This is a genomic window from Streptomyces sp. JLYT201 (assembly GCF_059448825.1).
Genome location: NZ_CM182551.1, coordinates 4,644,185 through 4,662,764 on the forward strand (window position 1 = coordinate 4,644,185; position 18,580 = coordinate 4,662,764).

Consider the following 18,580-nt stretch of genomic DNA (forward strand, 5'->3'; position numbering starts at 1 on the left):
GTCAGGCGGTGGCCGCGACCGTCCGACCCTGATCGAACGGCAGGTCCAGCATACGAATCGCGTTGCCGCGCAGCAGCTTGTAGGCCACCTCCGCGGACAGACCGCCGACGTGCTCGGCCGCCACGCGCTTGGTGTGCGGCCACGTCGAGTCGACGTGCGGGTAGTCGGTCTCGAAGGTCGCGTTGTCCACGCCGACGGTCTCGATGGCCTCGATGCCGTGCCGGTCGCGGAAGAAGCAGCAGAAGACCTGCCGGTAGTAGTACGACGACGGGGGCTCGGGGACCAGGTCGCGCACCCCGCCCCAGGCGCGGTGCTCCTCCCACACGTCGTCCGCGCGCTCCAGGGCGTACGGGATCCAGCCCATCTGCCCTTCGCTGTAGGCGAGCTTGAGCAGGGGGAACTTCACCAGGACGCCCGAGAACAGGAAGTCCATCATCGAGGCCATCGCGTTGTTGAAGGACAGCGCTGCCTGCACGGCGGGCGGCGCGTCCGGCGAGGCGGCGGGCATCTGGGAGCTGCTCCCGATGTGCATGTTCACCACCGTGCCCGTCTCCTCGCAGGCGGCGAAGAACGGATCCCAGTACCCGCAGTGGATCGACGGCAGGCCCAGATGGGTCGGGATCTCGGAGAACGTCACCGCCCGCACCCCGCGCGCGGCGTTCCGCCGGATCTCCGCGACGGCGAGCTCCACGTCCCACAGCGGGATGAGGCACAGCGGGATAAGGCGCCCGCCGCTGTCCCCGCACCACTCCTCCACCATCCAGTCGTTGTACGCGCGGACGCAGGCCAGGGCGACCTCCTTGTCCCGCGCCTCCGCGAACGTCTGCCCGCAGAACCGCGGGAAGGTGGGGAAGCACAGCGAGGCCTCGACGTGGTTGAGGTCCATGTCCTCGAGGCGCGCCTTGGGGTCCCAGCACCCGCGCCGCATCTGCTCCCGCGTGATGCCGTCGAGCGTCATCTCGTCCCGGGAGAAGCCCACGGCGGCGATGATCCTCTTGTACGGGAAGACCTCCCCCTCGTACCGCCACCAGTCGGTGATCTGGCCGTCCGGATCGGTGGTGAAGCGGTACTTGCCGCCCACGTACGCCAGTTCTCCGATCCCGGCGGTGAAGGGCTGGGGGCCCTTGTCGCGGTACTTGGCCGGAAGCCAGGTCTCGAAGAGGTGCGCGGGCTCGATCACGTGGTCGTCCACGCTGATGACCCTGGGGAGGTCCCGCACACCGGACGCGCGGCCGCCCCCGTCCTCCCGCGCTTCGCCCCCCGCGCCGCCGCCGATGTTGCCGCTCACGTTGCCGCTCATGCCGCAGCTCCCTGCCCGCCGGTTCGACCGGGCCGTGCCCGATGCCGTATCTGACGACCCATCAGATGGAGAGTAGGGGGCCGCACGGGCGCACGGCAAGCGGGCGCGGGGCCTTGCAAGTTGCGCCCCCTTCAGCTCAACTGACGACCCGTCAGTACGCGCCGCCGCACCCGCGCGCACGCCACGAAAGGGCCCTCACGATGCAGACGATCTGGCTCGGCGGTGCCGAGTGGTGCGCGGTGCTCAGGATCGGCCTCGGCCTGTGGTGGCTGGAGAGCTGGCGGCACAAGGACAAGAAGAGCTGGTTCACGGGCGGCGGCATCGCCTGGGCCGCGGGCATAGCCGAGCAGCACCGCTGGCCCGTCGTACGCCGGGGCTTCGACACCGTGGTCAGGCCGCGCCCGCGCCTCATGGCGTACGTCGTCGCCTACGCGGAACTGGCCCTGGGCCTCGGCCTGATCGCGGGCTTCCTCACGCCGGTCGCCCTGGCCGCGGGCCTGGTGCTCAACCTGATCTACCTCGTCCTCATGATCCACGACTGGGCGGAGCAGGGGCAGAACCTGATGATGGCGCTGATCTCGGCGGTGGCCTTCTTCGGCATGGGCTGGCAGACGTGGTCGCTGGACGAGACGCTGGGGCTGTTCCTGTAGGCGCCGGGCCCCGGTAGGCACGGGGGCCGTCCTTGCGGGCGCCGGGGGCCGGGGCCGCGGCCGCTCCGGTGCCCTGAATCTGACGCTCTCTCAGTTCCGCTCTGGCGTGTTGGGGCCCGCCGTGCCACCCTGCCCGCCACGCACCCGACCGCCCCGCCCCGCCAGGAGGTGGCCATGAGCGCACCCGTCCGCAGTGACCAGCCGGAGCCCGCCACCGGCGAACAGGCCCTCCAGGACCGGCACCTGGCCCGCGCCAGGAGCGCGTACGACCGGGCCGTCGCCGCCTGCCGGGCCGCGGGCATCGAGCCGGACCAGGCGGAGGTCGTGCCGACGGGCCCGGCCGCCCGGGCCGCGAACGCGGTGCGCCTGGCCGCGCGGTCGATCGCCGAACGGGACGGCCGGGCGCCCGACCCCGCGGCCGACGCCCGCTGCGCCCGCAACGCCGCCGCCGCGGCCGCGACCGCCGCCCAGGCGGCCCGCGCCACCGCCCCCGGCCCCCTCGCGGACACCGCCCTCCAGGCCGCCCTCACCGCCTCCGGCGCCTCCGCCGAAGCGGCCGGGGGCCGGAGCCCGGGCCGCGCCGAAGCCCTGACGGCGCGCGCGGAGGCGACGGAGGAGAGCGCGGTGGCAGCCGCGCGGGAGGCGGGCTGGACCGGGACGGCCCCGGCCCGCCCGTAGCCCGGGTCAGGCGTCGTCGTCCTCCAAGTTGCCCTCGGTTTCCAGGTAGATCTGGCGGAGGGCCTCCAGGGTGGCGGGGTCCGGCTTGGACCACATGCCCCGGGATTCGGCCTCCAGGAGGCGTTCGGCTATGCCGTGGAGGGCCCAGGGGTTGGCTTCCTTGAGGAAGTCGCGGTTGGTGGGGTCGAGGACGTACGTCTCGGTGAGCTTGTCGTACATCCAGTCGGCGACCACGCCGGTGGTGGCGTCGTAGCCGAAGAGGTAGTCGACGGTGGCGGCGAGTTCGAAGGCGCCCTTGTAGCCGTGGCGGCGCATCGCCTCGATCCACTTGGGGTTGACCACGCGGGCCCGGAAGACGCGGGAGGTCTCCTCGACCAGGGTGCGCGTGCGGATCGTCTCGGGGCGGGTGGAGTCGCCGATGTACGCCTCGGGCGCCTTGCCGCCGCGCAGGGCCTTCACCGTGGCGACCATGCCGCCGTGGTACTGGAAGTAGTCGTCGGAGTCGGCGATGTCGTGCTCGCGGGTGTCGGTGTTCTTGGCCGCGATCGCGATGCGCTTGTAGGTGGCTTCCATCTCGGCGCGGGCCGGGCGGCCCTCCAGGCCGCGGCCGTAGGCGTAGCCGCCCCAGACCGTGTACACCTCGGCGAGGTCCGCGTCGGTGCGCCAGTCGCGCGAGTCGATGAGCTGGAGCAGGCCCGCGCCGTACGTGCCGGGGCGGGAGCCGAAGATGCGGGTGGTGGCCCGGCGTTCGTCGCCGTGCTCGGCGAGGTCCGCCTGGACGTGGGCCCGCACGTGGTTGGCCTCGGCGGGCTCGTCGAGCGACGCCGCGAGGCGCACCGCGTCGTCCAGGAGGCCGACGGTGTGCGGGAAAGCGTCGCGGAAGAAGCCGGAGATGCGCAGGGTGACGTCGATGCGGGGGCGGTTCAGTTCCTCGTACGGGATCGCCTCCAGGCCCGTGACGCGGCGGGACGCGTCGTCCCAGACCGGGCGGACGCCGAGCAGGGCCAGGGCCTCGGCGACGTCGTCGCCGGCGGTGCGCATCGCACTGGTGCCCCACAGGGAGAGGCCGACCGAGGTGGGCCACTCGCCGTTGTCCGCGCGGTAGCGCTCCAGGAGGGAGTCGGCCAGGGCCTGGCCCGTCTCCCAGGCGAGCCGGGACGGCACCGCCTTGGGGTCGACGGAGTAGAAGTTGCGGCCCGTCGGCAGGACGTTGACCAGGCCGCGCAGCGGGGATCCCGAGGGGCCCGCCGGGACGAAGCCGCCGTTCAGGGCGTGCACGGCGTGGTCCAGCTCGGCCGTGGTCGCCGACAGGCGCGGCACGACCTCGCGGGCCGCGAACTCCAGGATGGCCGTCACCTGGTCGCGGCGCTCGGCCGCGACCGAGGCCGCCACCGCCGGTACGGCCGCCGGGTCCCAGCCGGCCTCCTCCATCGCCACGACCAGGGCGCGGGCCTGCTCCTCCGCCGCGTCGGCCGTGGTGCGCGTGGCGGCCGACTCGTCGAGGCCGAGGGCCTCGCGCAGGCCGGGCAGGGCCGTGGTGCCGCCCCAGATCTGGCGGGCGCGCAGGATCGCCAGGACCAGGTTGACGCGGTCGTCGCCGGCCGGCGGGGCGCCGAGGACGTGCAGGCCGTCGCGGATCTGGGCGTCCTTGACCTCGCACAGCCAGCCGTCGACGTGCAGCAGGAAGTCGTCGAAGCCGTCGTCGTCGGGGCGGTCCTCAAGACCCAGGTCGTGGTCGAGCTTCGCGGCCTGGATGAGGGTCCAGATCTGGGCGCGGATGGCCGGGAGCTTCGCCGGGTCCATCGAGCTGATCTGCGCGTACTCGTCGAGGAGCTGCTCCAGGCGCGCGATGTCGCCGTAGGAGTCGGCGCGCGCCATCGGCGGGACGAGGTGGTCGATGAGGGTGGCGTGCACGCGGCGCTTGGCCTGGGTGCCCTCGCCCGGGTCGTTGACCAGGAACGGGTAGACGAGCGGGATGTCGCCGAGGGCCGCGTCGGGGGCGCAGGCGGCGGACAGGCCCGCGTTCTTGCCGGGCAGCCACTCCAGGTTGCCGTGCTTGCCGAGGTGGATCATCGCGTCGGCGCCGAAGCCGCCGTCGGAGGCGGCCGCCGCGATCCAGCGGTACGCCGCCAGGTAGTGGTGCGAGGGCGGCAGGTCCGGGTCGTGGTAGATCGCGATGGGGTTCTCGCCGAAGCCGCGCGGCGGCTGGATGAGGATCAGCAGGTTCCCGAAGCGCAGGGCGGCGAGGACGATGTCGCCGTCCGGGTCGCCGCCGCGGCCCGCCCGGCTGCGGTCCAGGAACATCTCGCCGGGCGCCGGGCCCCAGTGCTCCTCGACGGCCGAGCGCAGCTCCTCGGGGAGCGTGGCGTACCAGCGCCGGTAGTCGGCGGCCGGGATGCGCACCGGATTCTTCGCCAGCTGCTCCTCGGTGAGCCAGTCCTGGTCGTGGCCGCCCGCCTCGATGAGGGCGCGGATCAGCTCGTCGCCGTCGCCGGAGACCAGGCCCGGGATCTCGGCGTCGCCGAAGTCGTAGCCCTCGGCGCGCAGTCGGCGCAGGAGCTGCACCGCGCTCGCGGGCGTGTCCAGGCCGACCGCGTTGCCGATCCGGGAGTGCTTCGTCGGGTACGCGGACAGGACGAGCGCGATCCGCTTCTCGGCGGCCGGGATGTGCCCCAGGCGCGCGTGGCGCACGGCGATCCCGGCGACGCGGGCGGCGCGCTCGGGGTCGGCGACGTACGCCGGGAGGCCGTCCTCGTCGATCTCCTTGAAGGAGAACGGCACCGTGATCAGACGGCCGTCGAACTCCGGCACCGCGATCTGGCTGGCGGCGTCCAGCGGCGAGACGCCCTCGTCGTTCTCCTCCCAGGCGGAGCGCGAGCCGGTCAGGCACAGGGCCTGGAGGATCGGCACGTCGAGCGCGGTGAGCGCGCCCGCGTCCCAGGACTCGTCGTCGCCTCCCGCCGAGGCCTCGGCGGGCTTGGTGCCGCCCGCCGCGAGGACCGTGGTGACGATGGCGTCGGCGGCCCGCAGCGCGTCGATCAGCTCGGGCTCGGGGGCGCGCAGCGAGGCCACGTACAGCGGCAGCGGCCGGGCGCCCGCCGCCTCGACGGCGTCGCACAGGGCGTGCACGAAGGCGGTGTTGCCACTCATGTGGTGGGCGCGGTAGTAGAGCACGGCGACGGTCGGGCCCTCGCCCGCCGGGGCCTGCCGCTCCAGGGGGCCCCAGGTCGGCGCGGGCGCGGGCGACTCGAAGCCGTGGCCGGTGAGCAGGACGGTGTCGCTGAGGAAGCGGGCGAGCTGCTCCAGGTTGGCGGGGCCGCCGTGCGCGAGGTAGGCGTGCGCCTCGGCGGCGATGCCGACGGGGACCGTGGAGGCGGCCATCAGCTGGGCGTCGGGCGCCTGTTCCCCGCTGAGGACCACCACGGGACGGCCGTCGGCGAGCAGCAGGTCGAGGCCCTCCTGCCAGGCGCGGATGCCGCCGAGGAGGCGGACGACGACGAGGTCGGCGCCGTCGAGCAGGCCGGGCAGGTCGTCCAGCGGGAGGCGGGACGGGTTGGCGAACCGGTAGGTCACCGGGCCCGTGGCCGCGCGGGCGCTGAGGAGGTCGGTGTCGGACGTCGACAGGAGCAGGATGCGGGGCCCGGTCGTGTGCTGCATGCGGCGTCGGCCTTCCTCGGGGTGTCCGCGCCCCGGGTGGTGAGTGGGTCTCTCCTGCCCGGCCGGAGCCGGGCGTGCGGAGAAGGGAGTTCCTGGCTCGCCCGCCCCCTCACGGGGCCGGGCTCACAGTGGCGGGACCGCGCCGGAATCGCACCGGGCTTCCTCCCCTGTCGCCGTCATGGCGACGGTGGATCGGGTGATCCACCGCTGAGCATATGCGGTCGAGGTGACGTCACGTTGGGCCGTCGCTCGCCCCGGTCCGCCGCAGCTGGTCGCGTGGGCGCCCCGAAGGGGCGCGGGGCTGTGTCCCTATGCGGCTCCGCCGCGGGGCGCGACCAGCCACGGCGAGTCCGCAGACGACCGACGGCCCACGGCGGCGATCCCAGCGAAGCGCTGGCGCGGTGTGATGGTCGGTATGCTCGCCGCCATGTCCACGGCTCCCCTCCGCCCGTCCCCGCAGGCCACAGCGGCCCCACGGGACCGCGGCGACGCCTGCCCCGGAAGCCTGCGGCTGCACGCGGCGGACGACGGGGCCCTGGCGCGCGTCCGGCTGCCCGGCGGCGTCCTGACCGTGCGCCAGGCCGAGGCGCTCGCCGCGGCGGCCCGGGACCTGGGCGACGGCGAACTGCATCTGACCTCGCGCGGCAACGTCCAGCTGCGGGGCCTCGCGGACGGCTGCGGCGCGGCCCTCGCCGCGCTGCTCGGCGCCGCGGGCCTGCTGCCCTCGCCCGGTCACGAGCGGGTGCGCAACGTCGTGGCCTCGCCGCTGTCCGGCCTCGACGGCCGGGGCGCGGGCGACGTGCGGCCCTGGCTCACGGCCCTCGACGCGCTGCTGTGCGCGAGCGAGGCGGCGCGGGGCCTTTCGGGCCGGTTCCTGTTCGCGCTCGACGACGGCCGCGGGGACGTGGCCGGGCTCGACGCGGACGTGACCGTACGGGCGGTCGCGGGCGGCCGGGCCGTGCTCGGTCTCGGCACGCCGCACCCGGTCCTCTCGGTGGCCTCGGCGGACGCGCCCCGTGCGGCCCTCGTGGCCGCCGAAGCGTTTCTGCGCCGCGTCGGGGAGAGCGGGACCAAGGCCTGGCGGATCACCGAACTGCCGCTCGTGCCCGGCGCGTTGGCGGACGAGGTGCGCCGTCGCCTCACCGCCGAGGGCGTCGGCCACGAGCCGTGGCACGGCGGGGCCGCGCCGGACGGCACCGAGCCATGGCCCGGAGGGACCGCGCCGGTCGACCCCGCGGCGTGGCCCGGCGGGGCCACGCCGGAGGGCACCGCTGGGGGCCCGCCGCCCGGAGTCATCGGCTCCGCCCTGTCCGTGCACATTCCCCTGGGCCGCCTGTCCGGCCTCCAGTGGCGGGAGTTGACGCACGTCGCCGCCGCCGTGGGCCCCGGCGAGCTGCGCCTGACCCCCTGGCGCGGCGCCGTCGTGCCCGCGCCGGACCTCGGCCCCGCCGCCTCGGCCGCCGCGCTCGCCCGGCTCTCCGCCGCCGGTCTCGTCACCGGGCCGGGATCGCCCTGGCTGCGTGTCGGCGCCTGCGTGGGCCGCCCCGGCTGCGCCAAGTCCCGTGCCGACGTACGGGCGGACGCGGCGAGCGCCCTCGCCGCCGCCGGGCGGTCCGCACTGCCGCTGTACTGGTCCGGGTGCGAGCGCCGCTGCGGACACCCGCGCGGTGACCGCGTCGACGTGGTCGCCGCGCCCGGCGGCGGCTACGACCTGACCGCCGTGCGCGGCGGACAGCAGACACCCGGCGCCTCCATCGCCGACCCCACCCACCTCGCCACCGCCCTGGCGGCGTTTCCCTCCGCATGACGACCGAGAGCAGCGAGAACAAGACCGTGACCACGTACGACTACGAGAAGGACGGCGCGGCCATCTACCGCCAGTCCTTCGCCACCATCCGCGCGGAGGCCGACCTCGCGGCCCTGCCCGCCGACGTCAGCCAGGTCGCGGTCCGGATGATCCACGCCTGCGGCATGGTCGACCTCGTACGGGACCTCGCGCACACCACCGGCGTGGTGGCCCGCGCCCGGGAGGCGCTGCGCGCCGGGGCGCCGATCTTCTGCGACGTGCAGATGGTGGCGAGCGGCGTCACGCGCAAGCGGCTGCCCGCCGACAACGACGTGCTGTGCACGCTCTCCGACCCGGCCGTGCCCGAGCTCGCGGCGAAGCTGGGCACCACGCGCAGCGCGGCCGCCCTGGAGCTGTGGCGGGACCGTCTTGAGGGCTCCGTGGTGGCCGTCGGCAACGCGCCCACGGCCCTGTTCCGGCTCCTGGAGATGATCGAGGAGGGCGCGCCGCGCCCCGCCGCCGTCATCGGCGTCCCGGTCGGCTTCATCGGCGCCGCCGAGTCCAAGGACGCGCTGGCCGCGCACCCTTCGGGCCTGGAGCACCTGGTCGTGCGCGGCCGTCGCGGAGGCAGCGCCATGGCCGCCGCCGCGCTCAACGCGATCGCGAGTGAGGAAGAGTGAGCGGCAAGCTGTACGGCGTCGGGCTCGGACCCGGCGACCCCTCCCTGATGACGCTGCGCGCCGTCGAGGCCATCACCGAGGCCGACGTGGTGGCGTACCACAGCGCCCGGCACGGCCGGTCCATCGCGCGCTCGATCGCGGCGAAGCACCTGCGCGCCGACCACATCGAGGAGCCGCTGGTCTACCCGGTCACCACCGAGACCACCGACCACCCGGGCGGCTACCAGGGCGCCATGGACGAGTTCTACGCGCGGTCCGCGGCCCGGCTCGCCGCGCACCTCGACGCGGGGCGCACCGTCGCGGTCCTCGCCGAGGGCGACCCGCTCTTCTACGGCTCCTACATGCACATGCACAAGCGGCTCGCCGACCGCTACGACACCGAGGTGATCCCCGGCGTCACGTCGGTGTCGGCCGCCGCGGCCCGCCTCGGCACGCCGCTCGCGGAGGGCGAGGAGGTCCTGACCATCCTGCCGGGCACCCTGCCCGAGGAGGAGCTGACGGCCCGGCTCGCCGCGACCGACGCGGCCGTGGTGATGAAGCTGGGCCGCACCTTCCCCAAGGTGCGGCGCGCCCTGGAGAGCGCGGAGCGCCTGGAGGGGGCCCGGTACGTGGAGCGGGCCACCATGGCCGGGGAGCGCCTCGCCGACCTCGCGGACGTGACCGAGGAGTCGGTGCCGTACTTCTCGGTGGCGGTCCTGCCGAGCCGGGTGGCGGCGCTGCCGGTGCCGGAGCGGGCGGGCCCGGCCGCCGCCGCGGACGCGGAGGTCACGGATCCGGCCCGTGGCGAGGTCGTCGTCGTGGGCACCGGCCCCGCGGGGCCGCTGTGGCTCACGCCCGAGTCGCGCGGCGCGCTCGCCGCCGCCGACGACTTGGTCGGCTACACCACCTATCTGGACCGGGTGCCCGTGCGCCCCGGCCAGCTCCGGCACGGCTCCGACAACCGGGTCGAGGCCGAGCGCGCCGAGTTCGCGCTCCAGCTCGCCCGGCGGGGGCGGCGCGTCGCCGTCGTCTCCGGCGGCGACCCGGGCGTCTTCGCGATGGCCACCGCCGTCCTGGAGGCCGCGTCGGAGGCCGCGTACGCCGACGTGCGCGTGCGGGTCCTGCCGGGCGTGACCGCCGCCAACGCGGCCGCCGCCCGCGCGGGCGCCCCGCTCGGCCACGACTACGCGACGCTGTCCCTGTCCGACCGGCTCAAGCCGTGGGAGGTCATAGCCGAGCGGCTGCGCGCCGCCGCCTCAGCCGACCTGGTGCTCGCCCTGTACAACCCCGGCTCGCACAGCCGCACCTGGCAGGTGGGCAAGGCCCGCGAACTGCTCCTGGAGCACCGGGCGCCGGACACCCCGGTCGTGGTCGCCCGGGACGTCGGCGGCTCCGGCGAGCGCGTGCGGATCGTGCGCCTCGCGGACCTGGACCCGGCCGAGGTCGACATGCGCACCATCCTGCTCGTGGGTTCCTCGCAGACCCGGGCCGTGCGGCGCGGGGACGGCGAGGAGATCGTCTGGACGCCGCGCCGCTACCCGGAGGCGTAGGCCCCCGGGCCGGTCAGGCGGGCCCGAGGCGGTCGGTGAGCCAGCGGGCCGCCGCCGCGGGCCCGGCCACCACCGGCACGCCCTCGGGCACCGGCGGCCTGCGGACCACGACCACGGGGATGCCGGCCTCGCGGGCGGCCGTCAGCTTCGGCGCGGTGGCGGCGCCCCCGCTGTCCTTGGTGACGAGGACGTCGACGCGGTGGCGGCGCAGCAGCTCCCGCTCCCCGTCGAGGGTGAAGGGGCCGCGGTCGAGGAGCACTTCCATGCGGGGCGGGTGCGGCGCCTCGGGCGCGTCCACGGACCGGACGAGGAACCACTGCCGGTCCAGGGCCGCGAACGCCGCGAGGCCCATCCGCCCCGTGGTCAGGAACACCCGCTCGCCCAGCGCGGGCAGCAGCTCCGCGGCCTCCGCCAGGGAGGCCGCGTCGCGCCAGTCGTCCCCCGGCACCGGTACCCAGCCGGGACGGCGCAGCGCGAGCAGGGGAACATGGGCGACGGCGGCGGCCCGCGCCGCGTGGAAACTCATGGTCCCGGCGAAGGGGTGCGTGGCGTCGATGAGCGCGTCCACCGCGTGCGTGCGCAGCCAGGCGGCGAGGCCATCGGCCCCGCCGAAGCCGCCCACGCGCACCTCGCCGGGCGGAAGCCGGGGCGCGGCCACGCGCCCCGCCAGGGAGTTCGTCACGCGCAGCCCCGGCGGCGCCTCCTCCGCCAGGTGCTCGGCGAGGCGGCGGGCCTCGGTGGTCCCGCCGAGGATGAGGATGTGCACGAAGTCCGGTTCCCTTCAAAAGAGCGAGGCATGAGCAGCGAGGCCAAGGGCGGCCGCGGCGCCCAACTCAAGCACACCGGTCTGCGGCCCGGCTGGACCACCGGCTCCTGTGCGACGGCGGCCACGACGGCCGCCTACACCGCGCTGCTCACCGGCGCGTTCCCCGACCCGGTGACGATCACGCTGCCCAAGGGGCAGACGCCGTCCTTCGCGCTCGCGGCCGAGGAGCTGGCCGAGGGCAGCGCGATGGCGGGCGTCGTGAAGGACGCGGGCGACGACCCGGACGTCACGCACGGCGCGCTCGTCCGCGCCACCGTGCGGCGGCTGCCCGCCGGGTCCGGGGTGGTCTTCCGCGCGGGCCCCGGCGTGGGCACGGTCACCCGCCCCGGCCTGCCGCTGGCCGTCGGCGAACCGGCGGTGAACCCCGTGCCCCGGCAGATGATGCGGGACCACGTGGCGCGGGTCGCGGCGGCGCACGGCGGCAGCGGCGACGTCGAGATCACCGTCTCCGTCGACCACGGCGAGGAGATCGCCCGCTCCACCTGGAACCCGCGGCTCGGCATCCTCGGCGGCCTGTCCATCCTCGGCACCACCGGCATCGTCGTCCCGTACTCCTGCTCGGCGTGGATCGACTCCATCCGGCGGGGCGTGGACGTGGCGCGGGCGGCCGGGCGCACGCACGTCGCCGGGTGCACCGGGTCCACGTCGGAGCGGACGGTCACCGCCGAGTACGACCTGCCCGAGGACGCCCTGCTCGACATGGGCGACTTCGCGGGCGCCGTCCTGAAGTACGTGCGCCGCCACCCGGTGGACCGCCTGACGATCTGCGGCGGCTTCGCGAAGCTCTCCAAGCTCGCCGCCGGTCACCTGGATCTGCACTCCGCCCGCTCCCAGGTCGACAAGGGCTTCCTCGCGGCCCTGGCCCGGCGCGGCGGCGCGGACGCGTCCCTCGCCGAGCGGGTCGCGGAGGCCAACACCGGCCTCGCCGCGCTCCAGCTGTGCGCGGCGGCCGGGGTGCCGCTCGGCGACCTGGTGGCCGTGGAGGCCCGTGACCAGGCCCTGGCGGTGCTGCGCGGGGCGCCGGTGGTCGTGGACGTCATCTGCATCGACCGCGCGGGCACGGTGGTGGGAAGGTCGGGCCTAGCCGAAGCACCCTAAGGGGCGCGGGGCTGTGTCCATCTGCGGCTCCGCCGCGTGGGCGCGACAAGCCACGACGAACCCGCAGACGCCAGACGTCACCACTCGGCACCCCGGCAGGCGCTCAGCAGACGTGCCGGTCACGCTCCGCGGAGTAGAGGTGGCTGTCGCGGAACTGCGCAGCGCCCAGCGTCCGCCCCACCATGATCACGGCAGTCCGTACGACCCCCGCGTCCTTCACCTTCCCGGCGATCTCGTCGAGGGTGCCGCGCAGGACCAGTTCGTCGGGGCGCGAGGCGTACGCGACCACGGCGGCGGGGCAGTCGGCGCCGTAGTGCGGCAGCAGCTCGTCGACCACGCGGTCCACGTAACCGGCGGCCAGGTGCAGCACGATCAGCGCGCCGCTGCGGCCGAGCGTCGCCAGGTCCTCGCCCTCGGGCATGGCCGTGGCGCGCTGCGCGATCCGGGTCAGGATCACGGTCTGGCCGACGGTCGGCACGGTCAGCTCCCGCTTCAGGGCGGCGGCCGCGGCGGCGAAGGCGGGCACGCCCGGGACGACCTCGTAGGGCACGCCCGCCGCGTCGAGCCGCCGCATCTGCTCGGCGACCGCGCTGAACACCGACGGGTCGCCGGAGTGCAGGCGGGCCACGTCGTGGCCCTCCTCGTGGGCGCGGGTCAGCTCGGCGACGATCTCGTCCAGGGTGAGCTGCGCGGTGTCCACCAGCCGGGCGTCCGGCGGGCATTCGGCGAGCAGTTCGCGGGGCACCAGGCTGCCCGCGTACAGACAGACCCGGCAGGCGGCGAGCGTCCGGGCGCCGCGCACCGTGATGAGGTCGGCGGCGCCGGGCCCGGCGCCGATGAAGTACACGGTCATCGCTCTGCTCCCGCTGTTCCTGCTGCTGCTACGCCTGTTGACTGCTGTACGGGCTGTCGTACGGGCTTCTGTACGGCCCACTGGGTCACCGGCATGGCCTGGCGCCAGCCGGTGAAGCCGCCGACGGGCACGGCGTGCGCGACGGCGAGCCGCACCAACTCGCCGCCGTGGCGCCGGTAGGCGTCGGCGAGCAGCGCCTCGGACTCCAGTGTCACGGTGTTGGCGACGAGACGGCCCCCCTCGGGCAGCGCCCGCCAGCAGGCGTCGAGCAGCCCGGGGGCGGTGAGCCCGCCGCCGATGAACACGGCGTCGGGCCGCGGCAGTCCGTCGAGCGCGGCGGGTGCCGCGCCCGTGACGACCCGCAGGCCGGGCACGCCGAGCCGCTCGGCGTTGCGGCCGATGCGCTCGGCCCGCACGGGGTCGCGTTCGACGGTGAGGGCGCGGCACGACGGATGGGTGCGCAGCCACTCGACGGCGATCGAGCCGGAGCCGCCGCCGATGTCCCACAGGACCTCGCCCGGGGCGGGCGCGAGCGCGCCGAGCGTGGCGGCGCGCACGTGCCGCTTGGTGAGCTGCCCGTCGTGCTCGTACGCCGCGTCCGGCAGGCCGGGGACCGCGCCGAGCCGCAGGGCGTCCGGGGCGCGGCGGCACTCGACGGCGACGACGTTGAGGGGGTCGCCGGGCGGCCGCGCCCACGCCTCGGCGGGGGCCGCCTCGGTCATCCGCTCGGCCGGGCCGCCGAGTTGCTCGAGGACCCGCATCCGGCTGGGCCCGAAGCCGCGGTCCCGCAGCAGCGCGGCGACCTCCGCCGGGGTCGCGGCGCCCGCGCTGAGGACCAGCAGGCGGCGCCCCTCGTGCAGGGCCGCGGCGAGCCGGCCGGCCGGGCGCCCCACGAGCGTGACGACCTCGACGTCCTCCACGGGCCAGCCGAGCCGGGCGCAGGCGTACGACACGGAGGAGGGGTGCGGCAGGACGCGCAGCGCGCCGGGCCCCAGCTCCTCGGCGAGGGCGCGCCCGATCCCGTAGAACATCGGGTCGCCGCTCGCGAGCACGGCGATCCTGCGGCCCGCGTGCGCGGCGAGCAGCGCCGGGACCGCGGGGCGCAGCGGCGACGGCCAGGCGATCCGCTCCCCGCCGCACTCCTCGGGCAGCAGCGCGAGCTGGCGGGGGCCGCCGATCAGCACGTCCGCCGCGCGGAGCTCGTCCCGGGCCGCGTCCGGGGCCCCCGCCCAGCCGTCGGCTCCGAGCCCGACGACGGCGACGGCGGGCGGGGGTGGGCCGGTGCGGGTCACTGCGCGGTACCTCGGGGCTCGGGGGCAACGGAGGCGCACTCTACTGGGGCATGCCCCTGCCCTCGCGGGGCGCCCCTGGCCCGCCCCTTCCCGATCCGGGGGCTGCCGCCCCCGTGCCCCCGCTTTTCGGCGCTTCGCGCCTCGTCCTCAAACGCCGGACGGGCTGGATCTGTCGCCGGTTGCGGCAGGGATTTCAGCCTCTCCGGCGTTTGAGGAGCGGGGGTCTGGGGGCGGAGCCCCCAGGAAGCGGGGTCAGGCGTGGGCGCCGCCCAGGGCGCGGCGGGCCCGGAAGGCGCGGTAGGCCGGGGAGGTAGCCGCCGCGGCGGCGGCGAGCACGGCCGCGGTGACGGCGAGGGAGAGCGCGAGGGGGTTCAGCCAGCCGGGCACCCCGGCGGTGAAGGTGCCGTCCCCGGCGACGTGGCACCCGAAGCGCAGCGGAAAGTACGTGGCCTCGTACCCGTCGAGCCGGGAGGCACGCCCCGCCCCCACCGCCCGCCGGCAGGCCTGCTCGTGCTCCGTGATGTCGAAGCGCAGCAGCTGGACGGCGCCCCAGGCGTAGACCCCGGCGGTACCGGCGGCGCACACGGAGGCGGCCGCGCGCAGGGCCTGCGACAGGGCGGGGCCGCGCCGGACCGCGCACACCCAGGCGTACGTGACGAACGCCGTGACGGCGATCAGGGCGAGCAGGACGATTCCCATGAGGGAGACGAAGTTGTGCTCCTGGAGGGGATCCGCCGACATGCCCGTTGCCTCCCTTTGTCTTTCCGGGAAGCTATCAGGCGGTGGGGCGCGCGCAGGGGCCGGGCGCCCGCGCGACCGCACAGCCGCGCGCCGTGCGCCTGCGCGGCCGCTCCCCTGCGGCCGCGCAGGCGGGGTGCGGATCTTGCTGGCCACGTCCTCAGCCGTGCCGCACCTGGTGACGGTCCCGGAACGGCGTCGCCGCCTCGGGCGCCGGGACCCGGGTCATGGGCTGCCCAGGCACCAAGATGCCCTGCGGGGTAGGGGTACCGCGAGGGCCGACCGGCCCTCACCCGGGGCCGGTCGGTACCCCTGTCGCCGCGGCGGTGGGCCGTTCGGCCCCTGGCAGGAGTAAGCCCTTACCGTCACCCTCGTAAGGGCCACACCACGGAGAGGTCGCGACGAGCGCGGCGAACGCAGGGGGCAGTGATGAACACACCCGCCGCGGCGGCACGACCGCCCGCGGAGCCGAAGGCCCCCATCCGGGTCTTCCTCCTGGACGACCACGAGGTCGTCCGCAGGGGGCTGTGCGACCTCCTGGAGGGCGAACCCGACATCGAGGTGGTCGGCGACGCCGGGACCGGCGCGCAGGCACTGGTGCGCGGGCCCGCGCTCCGCCCCGACGTGGCGGTGCTCGACGTCCGGCTCCCGGACGGCGACGGCATCACCGTCTGCCGCGAACTGCGTTCCCTGATGCCGGAGCTCGCCTGTCTGATGCTCACGTCGTTCGACGACGAGGACGCGCTGCTCGACGCGATCATGGCGGGCGCGGCCGGGTACGTGCTGAAGCAGATCAAGGGCTCCGACCTCGTCACGGCCGTACGGACCGTCGCGTCCGGGCAGTCGCTGCTCGACCCGGCGACGACGGCCCGCCTGATGCGGTCCCTGCGCGGCCCCGAGGACGAACCGCCGCCCGAGGACGCGCGCATCGCCGCCCTCAACGACCGGGAGCGCGGCATCCTCGCCCTCGTGGGCGAGGGCCTCACCAACCGTCAGATCGGCGAACGGCTCTACCTCTCGGAGAAGACCGTCAAGAACCACATCTCCCGCATGCTGGCGAAGCTGGGCGTGGAGCGCCGGGTCCAGGCGGCGGTCCTCGCGGCCCAGGTGACCCCGCCCCCGCGCGAGCCCCGGCCCGGGACGACGTAGCCGGACGGGGCGCTAGCAGGCGCGCCGCAGCGGCACCTGCCACTCAAGGCGGGTGCCCCTGCGCTCCCCCGCCCGCACCGCGAGCACGCCGCCAAGCCGCCCGGCCCGCTCCGCGAGGTTGCGCAGCCCCGCGCCGTGCGCGGCGTCCGGCGGCGCGGGCGCGAGCTCGCCGGGCTCCGCGATGCCCACGCCGTCGTCGACGACGGCGAGTTCGAGCGTGCCCTCGCGCACCGTGAGGGAGACCTCGGCGCGGTGCGCCCGCGCGTGCCGCGCGACGTTGGCGAGCGCCTCGTTCAGCACGGCGACCACGTCGTCGGCGACCTCACGCGGTACGTCCGTGTCGATCAGGCCCTCCATCCGCAGCGCGGGCGTGAAGCCGAGCGCCCCGGCCGCGTCCTCGACCGCCCGCACCACGCGCACGCGCAGGCCCGCCGCGCCGCCGGGCGCCTCGTGGTCGCGCAGGCCGAAGATGGTCGAGCGAATGATCTTGATGGTGGCGTCCAGGTCGTCGACGGCCCGGCGCAGCCGTTCCGCCGCACCAGGGTGCTCGACGAACCGCTGCACGCTCTGCAGCGTCATGCCCGTCGCGAACAGCCGCTGGATCGCCAGGTCGTGCAGGTCCCGGGCGATCCGGTCGCGGTCCTCCAACAGGCTCATCTGCTCGGCGTCGCGCCGCCGGTCGGCGAGTTCCAGGGCGAGCGCGGCCTGCCCGGCGAAGCCCGTCAGGGGCGTGGTCTCCGCCTCCGAGAAACCGGGGCGTCCGGCGCTGCGGGCCAGCAGCAGGACGCCCCGCACGTCGTCACGCGTGCTCATGGGCACGGCCACCGCCGCCCCCAGGCCCTCCCAGCGGTCCGCCTTGTACGTGACCCTCGGGTCCTTGCGCACGTCGGTCGCCGACACCAGGGCCTGCGCGTCCAGGGCGGCGCCCGCGAAGGTGCCCCGGCGCGGCAGGGTGGCGCCCTGGTGGGCCTGCGCGCGCTCGCCGATGGCGATGACGACGCGCAACTCGCCGTCGCCCTCGACCAGTTCGATCACCCCCAGCTCCGCCGACGTCAGCTCCCTGGCCCGCTCGGCCATCAGCTCCAGGACCTGCGCCTGGGGCGCGCCCGACAGCAGGGCGCTGGTGACCTCCGCGCTCGCCTGGAGCCAGCGCTCGCGCAGCCGGGCCTCCTCGTACAGCCGGGCGTTCTCCACGGCCACGCCTGCCGCGACGGCCAGCGTCGAGAGAACCGATTCGTCCTCGGCGTCGAACTCGGCTCCGCCGTGCTTCTCCGTCAGGTACAGGTTGCCGAAGACCTTGTCCCGTACGCGGATCGGTACGCCGAGGAACGAGTGCATCGGCGGGTGGTGCGCGGGGAAGCCGGACGAGGCCGGGTGCTCGGACAGCTCCGCCAGCCGCATCGGCTCCGGGTTGCGGATCAGCTCGCCGAGCAGCCCGTGCCCCGAGGGCAGGTCGCCGATCTCGGCGCGCAGCCGGTCGCTGATGCCCACCGGCAGGAACTCGTCCAGCATGCGGCCCTGCCCGATCACGCCGAGCGCGCCGTACTCGGCGTCCACGAGGGCGACTGCCGTCTCCACGATGCGTCTCAGCACCTGGGCGAGGTCCAGCTCCCGCCCCACCGAGAGCACCGCCTCCAGGAGGCTGTGCAGCCGGTCCCTCGTCCCCCGGACCGCCCCGATCCGCGCCGCGAGCTCCTCCAGCAACTCATCGAGCCGCAACCGCGTCAACTGCTGCCCACCGCCGGCGCCTTGCCCGCTGCTGGCGCTCGGCTGGCCTTGCCTGCCGTCCACGCCTCGCCCACCATCGGCGCTGGGCCCGCCGTCCGCGCCGGGCTGGCCTTGCCTGCCGCCTGAGCCTTGCCTCCGGCTGGCGCCGGGCTGGCCTTGACCACCGCCAACGCCTTGCCCGCTGCTGGCGCTCGGCCTGCCTGGCCCGCCATCCACGGCTCGCCCACGGCCGGCCCTCGGCTGGCCCTGCCCGCTACCCTTGTCCTGCCCACGGCTCGCGCTCGGCTGGCTTGGCCCGCCCCCAACGCCGTGCCCACGGCCGGCACTCGGCCGACCCTGCCCGCTGTCCGCGTCCTGTCGGCTCTGGCTGCCGCCCGCGCTCGGCTCGTCCTGCCCGCCGCCCGCGTTTTGCTGGCCCATCGGCTCCTCCACCCGGGCAGACGTGCGCGTTCCCCGCCCCGCGTTCCGACGCTCACCGTAGCCGTTGGGTGGCACCCTGCGGAGAAGAACCTCACCACCAGCCGGGGAACCTCCCCTCGGGGCTCTCCCCTCCCGCCCTCGGGTCTCGCCTGCCCCACGGCCACCGCTCACCCGTCGCCGCCCTGGCCGGGCCCCG

Annotated in this window: 14 protein-coding genes and 1 riboswitch; of the genes, 7 read left to right on the forward strand and 7 right to left on the reverse strand. The window is 75.7% G+C overall.

Annotated features, from left to right (window positions below; translation table 11 throughout):
- Position 1: 1 nt before the first annotated feature.
- Complete coding sequence (locus tag AC5WAM_RS19040; protein WP_495523259.1) at positions 2-1,300, reverse strand: amidohydrolase family protein; 1,299 nt, start codon at positions 1,298-1,300, stop codon at positions 2-4.
- 200 nt (positions 1,301-1,500) lie between these two features.
- Here AC5WAM_RS19040 and AC5WAM_RS19045 point away from each other — a divergent pair, with 200 nt between their 5' ends.
- Together AC5WAM_RS19045 and AC5WAM_RS19050 are read left to right on the forward strand one after the other, a co-directional pair.
- Positions 1,501-1,950 carry a DoxX family membrane protein gene (locus tag AC5WAM_RS19045; RefSeq protein WP_495523260.1) on the forward strand — a complete coding sequence of 150 codons (450 nt, stop codon included), beginning with the start codon at positions 1,501-1,503 and terminating at the stop codon, positions 1,948-1,950.
- A gap of 174 nt (positions 1,951-2,124) precedes the next feature.
- Positions 2,125-2,628, forward strand: coding sequence for a hypothetical protein (locus AC5WAM_RS19050; RefSeq protein WP_495523261.1), 504 nt, complete (start codon positions 2,125-2,127; stop codon positions 2,626-2,628).
- A gap of 6 nt (positions 2,629-2,634) precedes the next feature.
- Here the strand turns inward: AC5WAM_RS19050 and cobN are convergent, their stop codons facing one another.
- Positions 2,635-6,285 carry a cobaltochelatase subunit CobN gene (cobN, locus tag AC5WAM_RS19055; protein WP_495523262.1) on the reverse strand — a complete coding sequence of 1,217 codons (3,651 nt, stop codon included), beginning with the start codon at positions 6,283-6,285 and terminating at the stop codon, positions 2,635-2,637.
- An 86-nt stretch (positions 6,286-6,371) separates the two neighbouring features.
- A riboswitch (cobalamin riboswitch) is annotated at positions 6,372-6,450 on the reverse strand.
- Positions 6,451-6,700: 250 nt separating this feature from the next.
- Between cobN and cobG the strand changes: the two genes are divergently transcribed.
- Genes cobG through AC5WAM_RS19070 form a run of 3 tightly spaced genes read left to right on the forward strand, consistent with a single transcriptional unit; the run spans position 6,701 to position 10,280 of the window.
- A complete protein-coding gene (cobG, locus tag AC5WAM_RS19060) occupies positions 6,701-8,092 on the forward strand; it encodes a precorrin-3B synthase (RefSeq protein ID WP_495523263.1) in 1,392 nt (463 codons plus the stop codon).
- Positions 8,089-8,751, forward strand: coding sequence for a precorrin-8X methylmutase (locus AC5WAM_RS19065; protein ID WP_138960998.1), 663 nt, complete (start codon positions 8,089-8,091; stop codon positions 8,749-8,751). Before cobG ends, AC5WAM_RS19065 begins: the two co-directional genes overlap by 4 nt.
- A complete protein-coding gene (locus AC5WAM_RS19070) occupies positions 8,748-10,280 on the forward strand; it encodes a precorrin-2 C(20)-methyltransferase (protein ID WP_495523264.1) in 1,533 nt (510 codons plus the stop codon). Before AC5WAM_RS19065 ends, AC5WAM_RS19070 begins: the two co-directional genes overlap by 4 nt.
- A gap of 13 nt (positions 10,281-10,293) precedes the next feature.
- Here AC5WAM_RS19070 and AC5WAM_RS19075 read toward each other — a convergent pair whose 3' ends face one another.
- The gene (locus AC5WAM_RS19075) at positions 10,294-11,046 is read right to left on the reverse strand and encodes a cobalt-precorrin-6A reductase (RefSeq protein ID WP_495523265.1); all 753 of its coding nucleotides are present in this window, start codon (positions 11,044-11,046) and stop codon (positions 10,294-10,296) included.
- Positions 11,047-11,076: 30 nt separating this feature from the next.
- Between AC5WAM_RS19075 and AC5WAM_RS19080 the strand changes: the two genes are divergently transcribed.
- Entirely contained in the window at positions 11,077-12,204 is a 1,128-nt protein-coding gene (locus AC5WAM_RS19080) for a cobalt-precorrin-5B (C(1))-methyltransferase (protein WP_495523266.1), read from the forward strand.
- Between the two features lie 103 nt (positions 12,205-12,307).
- Here the strand turns inward: AC5WAM_RS19080 and cobM are convergent, their stop codons facing one another.
- From cobM to AC5WAM_RS19095, 3 genes are all read right to left on the reverse strand, one after another.
- The gene (gene cobM, locus AC5WAM_RS19085; RefSeq protein ID WP_172385721.1) at positions 12,308-13,057 is read right to left on the reverse strand and encodes a precorrin-4 C(11)-methyltransferase; all 750 of its coding nucleotides are present in this window, start codon (positions 13,055-13,057) and stop codon (positions 12,308-12,310) included.
- Complete coding sequence (cbiE, locus tag AC5WAM_RS19090; RefSeq protein ID WP_495523267.1) at positions 13,054-14,349, reverse strand: precorrin-6y C5,15-methyltransferase (decarboxylating) subunit CbiE; 1,296 nt, start codon at positions 14,347-14,349, stop codon at positions 13,054-13,056. Before cbiE ends, cobM begins: the two co-directional genes overlap by 4 nt.
- Before the next feature lie 252 nt (positions 14,350-14,601).
- On the reverse strand, positions 14,602-15,090 hold the full coding sequence (locus tag AC5WAM_RS19095) for a hypothetical protein (protein ID WP_495523268.1): 489 nt from the start codon (positions 15,088-15,090) through the stop codon (positions 14,602-14,604).
- Positions 15,091-15,516: 426 nt separating this feature from the next.
- On the opposite strand from AC5WAM_RS19095, the gene AC5WAM_RS19100 reads away from it, so the two are divergent.
- On the forward strand, positions 15,517-16,236 hold the full coding sequence (locus tag AC5WAM_RS19100; protein ID WP_495523269.1) for a response regulator: 720 nt from the start codon (positions 15,517-15,519) through the stop codon (positions 16,234-16,236).
- A 12-nt stretch (positions 16,237-16,248) separates the two neighbouring features.
- Here AC5WAM_RS19100 and AC5WAM_RS19105 read toward each other — a convergent pair whose 3' ends face one another.
- Complete coding sequence (locus AC5WAM_RS19105; protein ID WP_495523270.1) at positions 16,249-18,027, reverse strand: sensor histidine kinase; 1,779 nt, start codon at positions 18,025-18,027, stop codon at positions 16,249-16,251.
- Between the last annotated feature and the right edge of the window lie 553 nt (positions 18,028-18,580).

Coding starts and splice junctions, on each gene's coding strand:
- AC5WAM_RS19065 (WP_138960998.1), top strand. CDS start 8,089: ATGACGACCGAGAGCAGCGAGAACAAGACCGTGACCACGTACGACTAC.
- cobN (WP_495523262.1), bottom strand. CDS start 6,285: ATGCAGCACACGACCGGGCCCCGCATCCTGCTCCTGTCGACGTCCGAC.
- AC5WAM_RS19040 (WP_495523259.1), bottom strand. CDS start 1,300: ATGAGCGGCAACGTGAGCGGCAACATCGGCGGCGGCGCGGGGGGCGAA.
- AC5WAM_RS19045 (WP_495523260.1), top strand. CDS start 1,501: ATGCAGACGATCTGGCTCGGCGGTGCCGAGTGGTGCGCGGTGCTCAGG.
- AC5WAM_RS19080 (WP_495523266.1), top strand. CDS start 11,077: ATGAGCAGCGAGGCCAAGGGCGGCCGCGGCGCCCAACTCAAGCACACC.
- AC5WAM_RS19050 (WP_495523261.1), top strand. CDS start 2,125: ATGAGCGCACCCGTCCGCAGTGACCAGCCGGAGCCCGCCACCGGCGAA.
- AC5WAM_RS19100 (WP_495523269.1), top strand. CDS start 15,517: ATGAACACACCCGCCGCGGCGGCACGACCGCCCGCGGAGCCGAAGGCC.
- cobM (WP_172385721.1), bottom strand. CDS start 13,057: ATGACCGTGTACTTCATCGGCGCCGGGCCCGGCGCCGCCGACCTCATC.
- AC5WAM_RS19095 (WP_495523268.1), bottom strand. CDS start 15,090: ATGTCGGCGGATCCCCTCCAGGAGCACAACTTCGTCTCCCTCATGGGA.
- cobG (WP_495523263.1), top strand. CDS start 6,701: ATGCTCGCCGCCATGTCCACGGCTCCCCTCCGCCCGTCCCCGCAGGCC.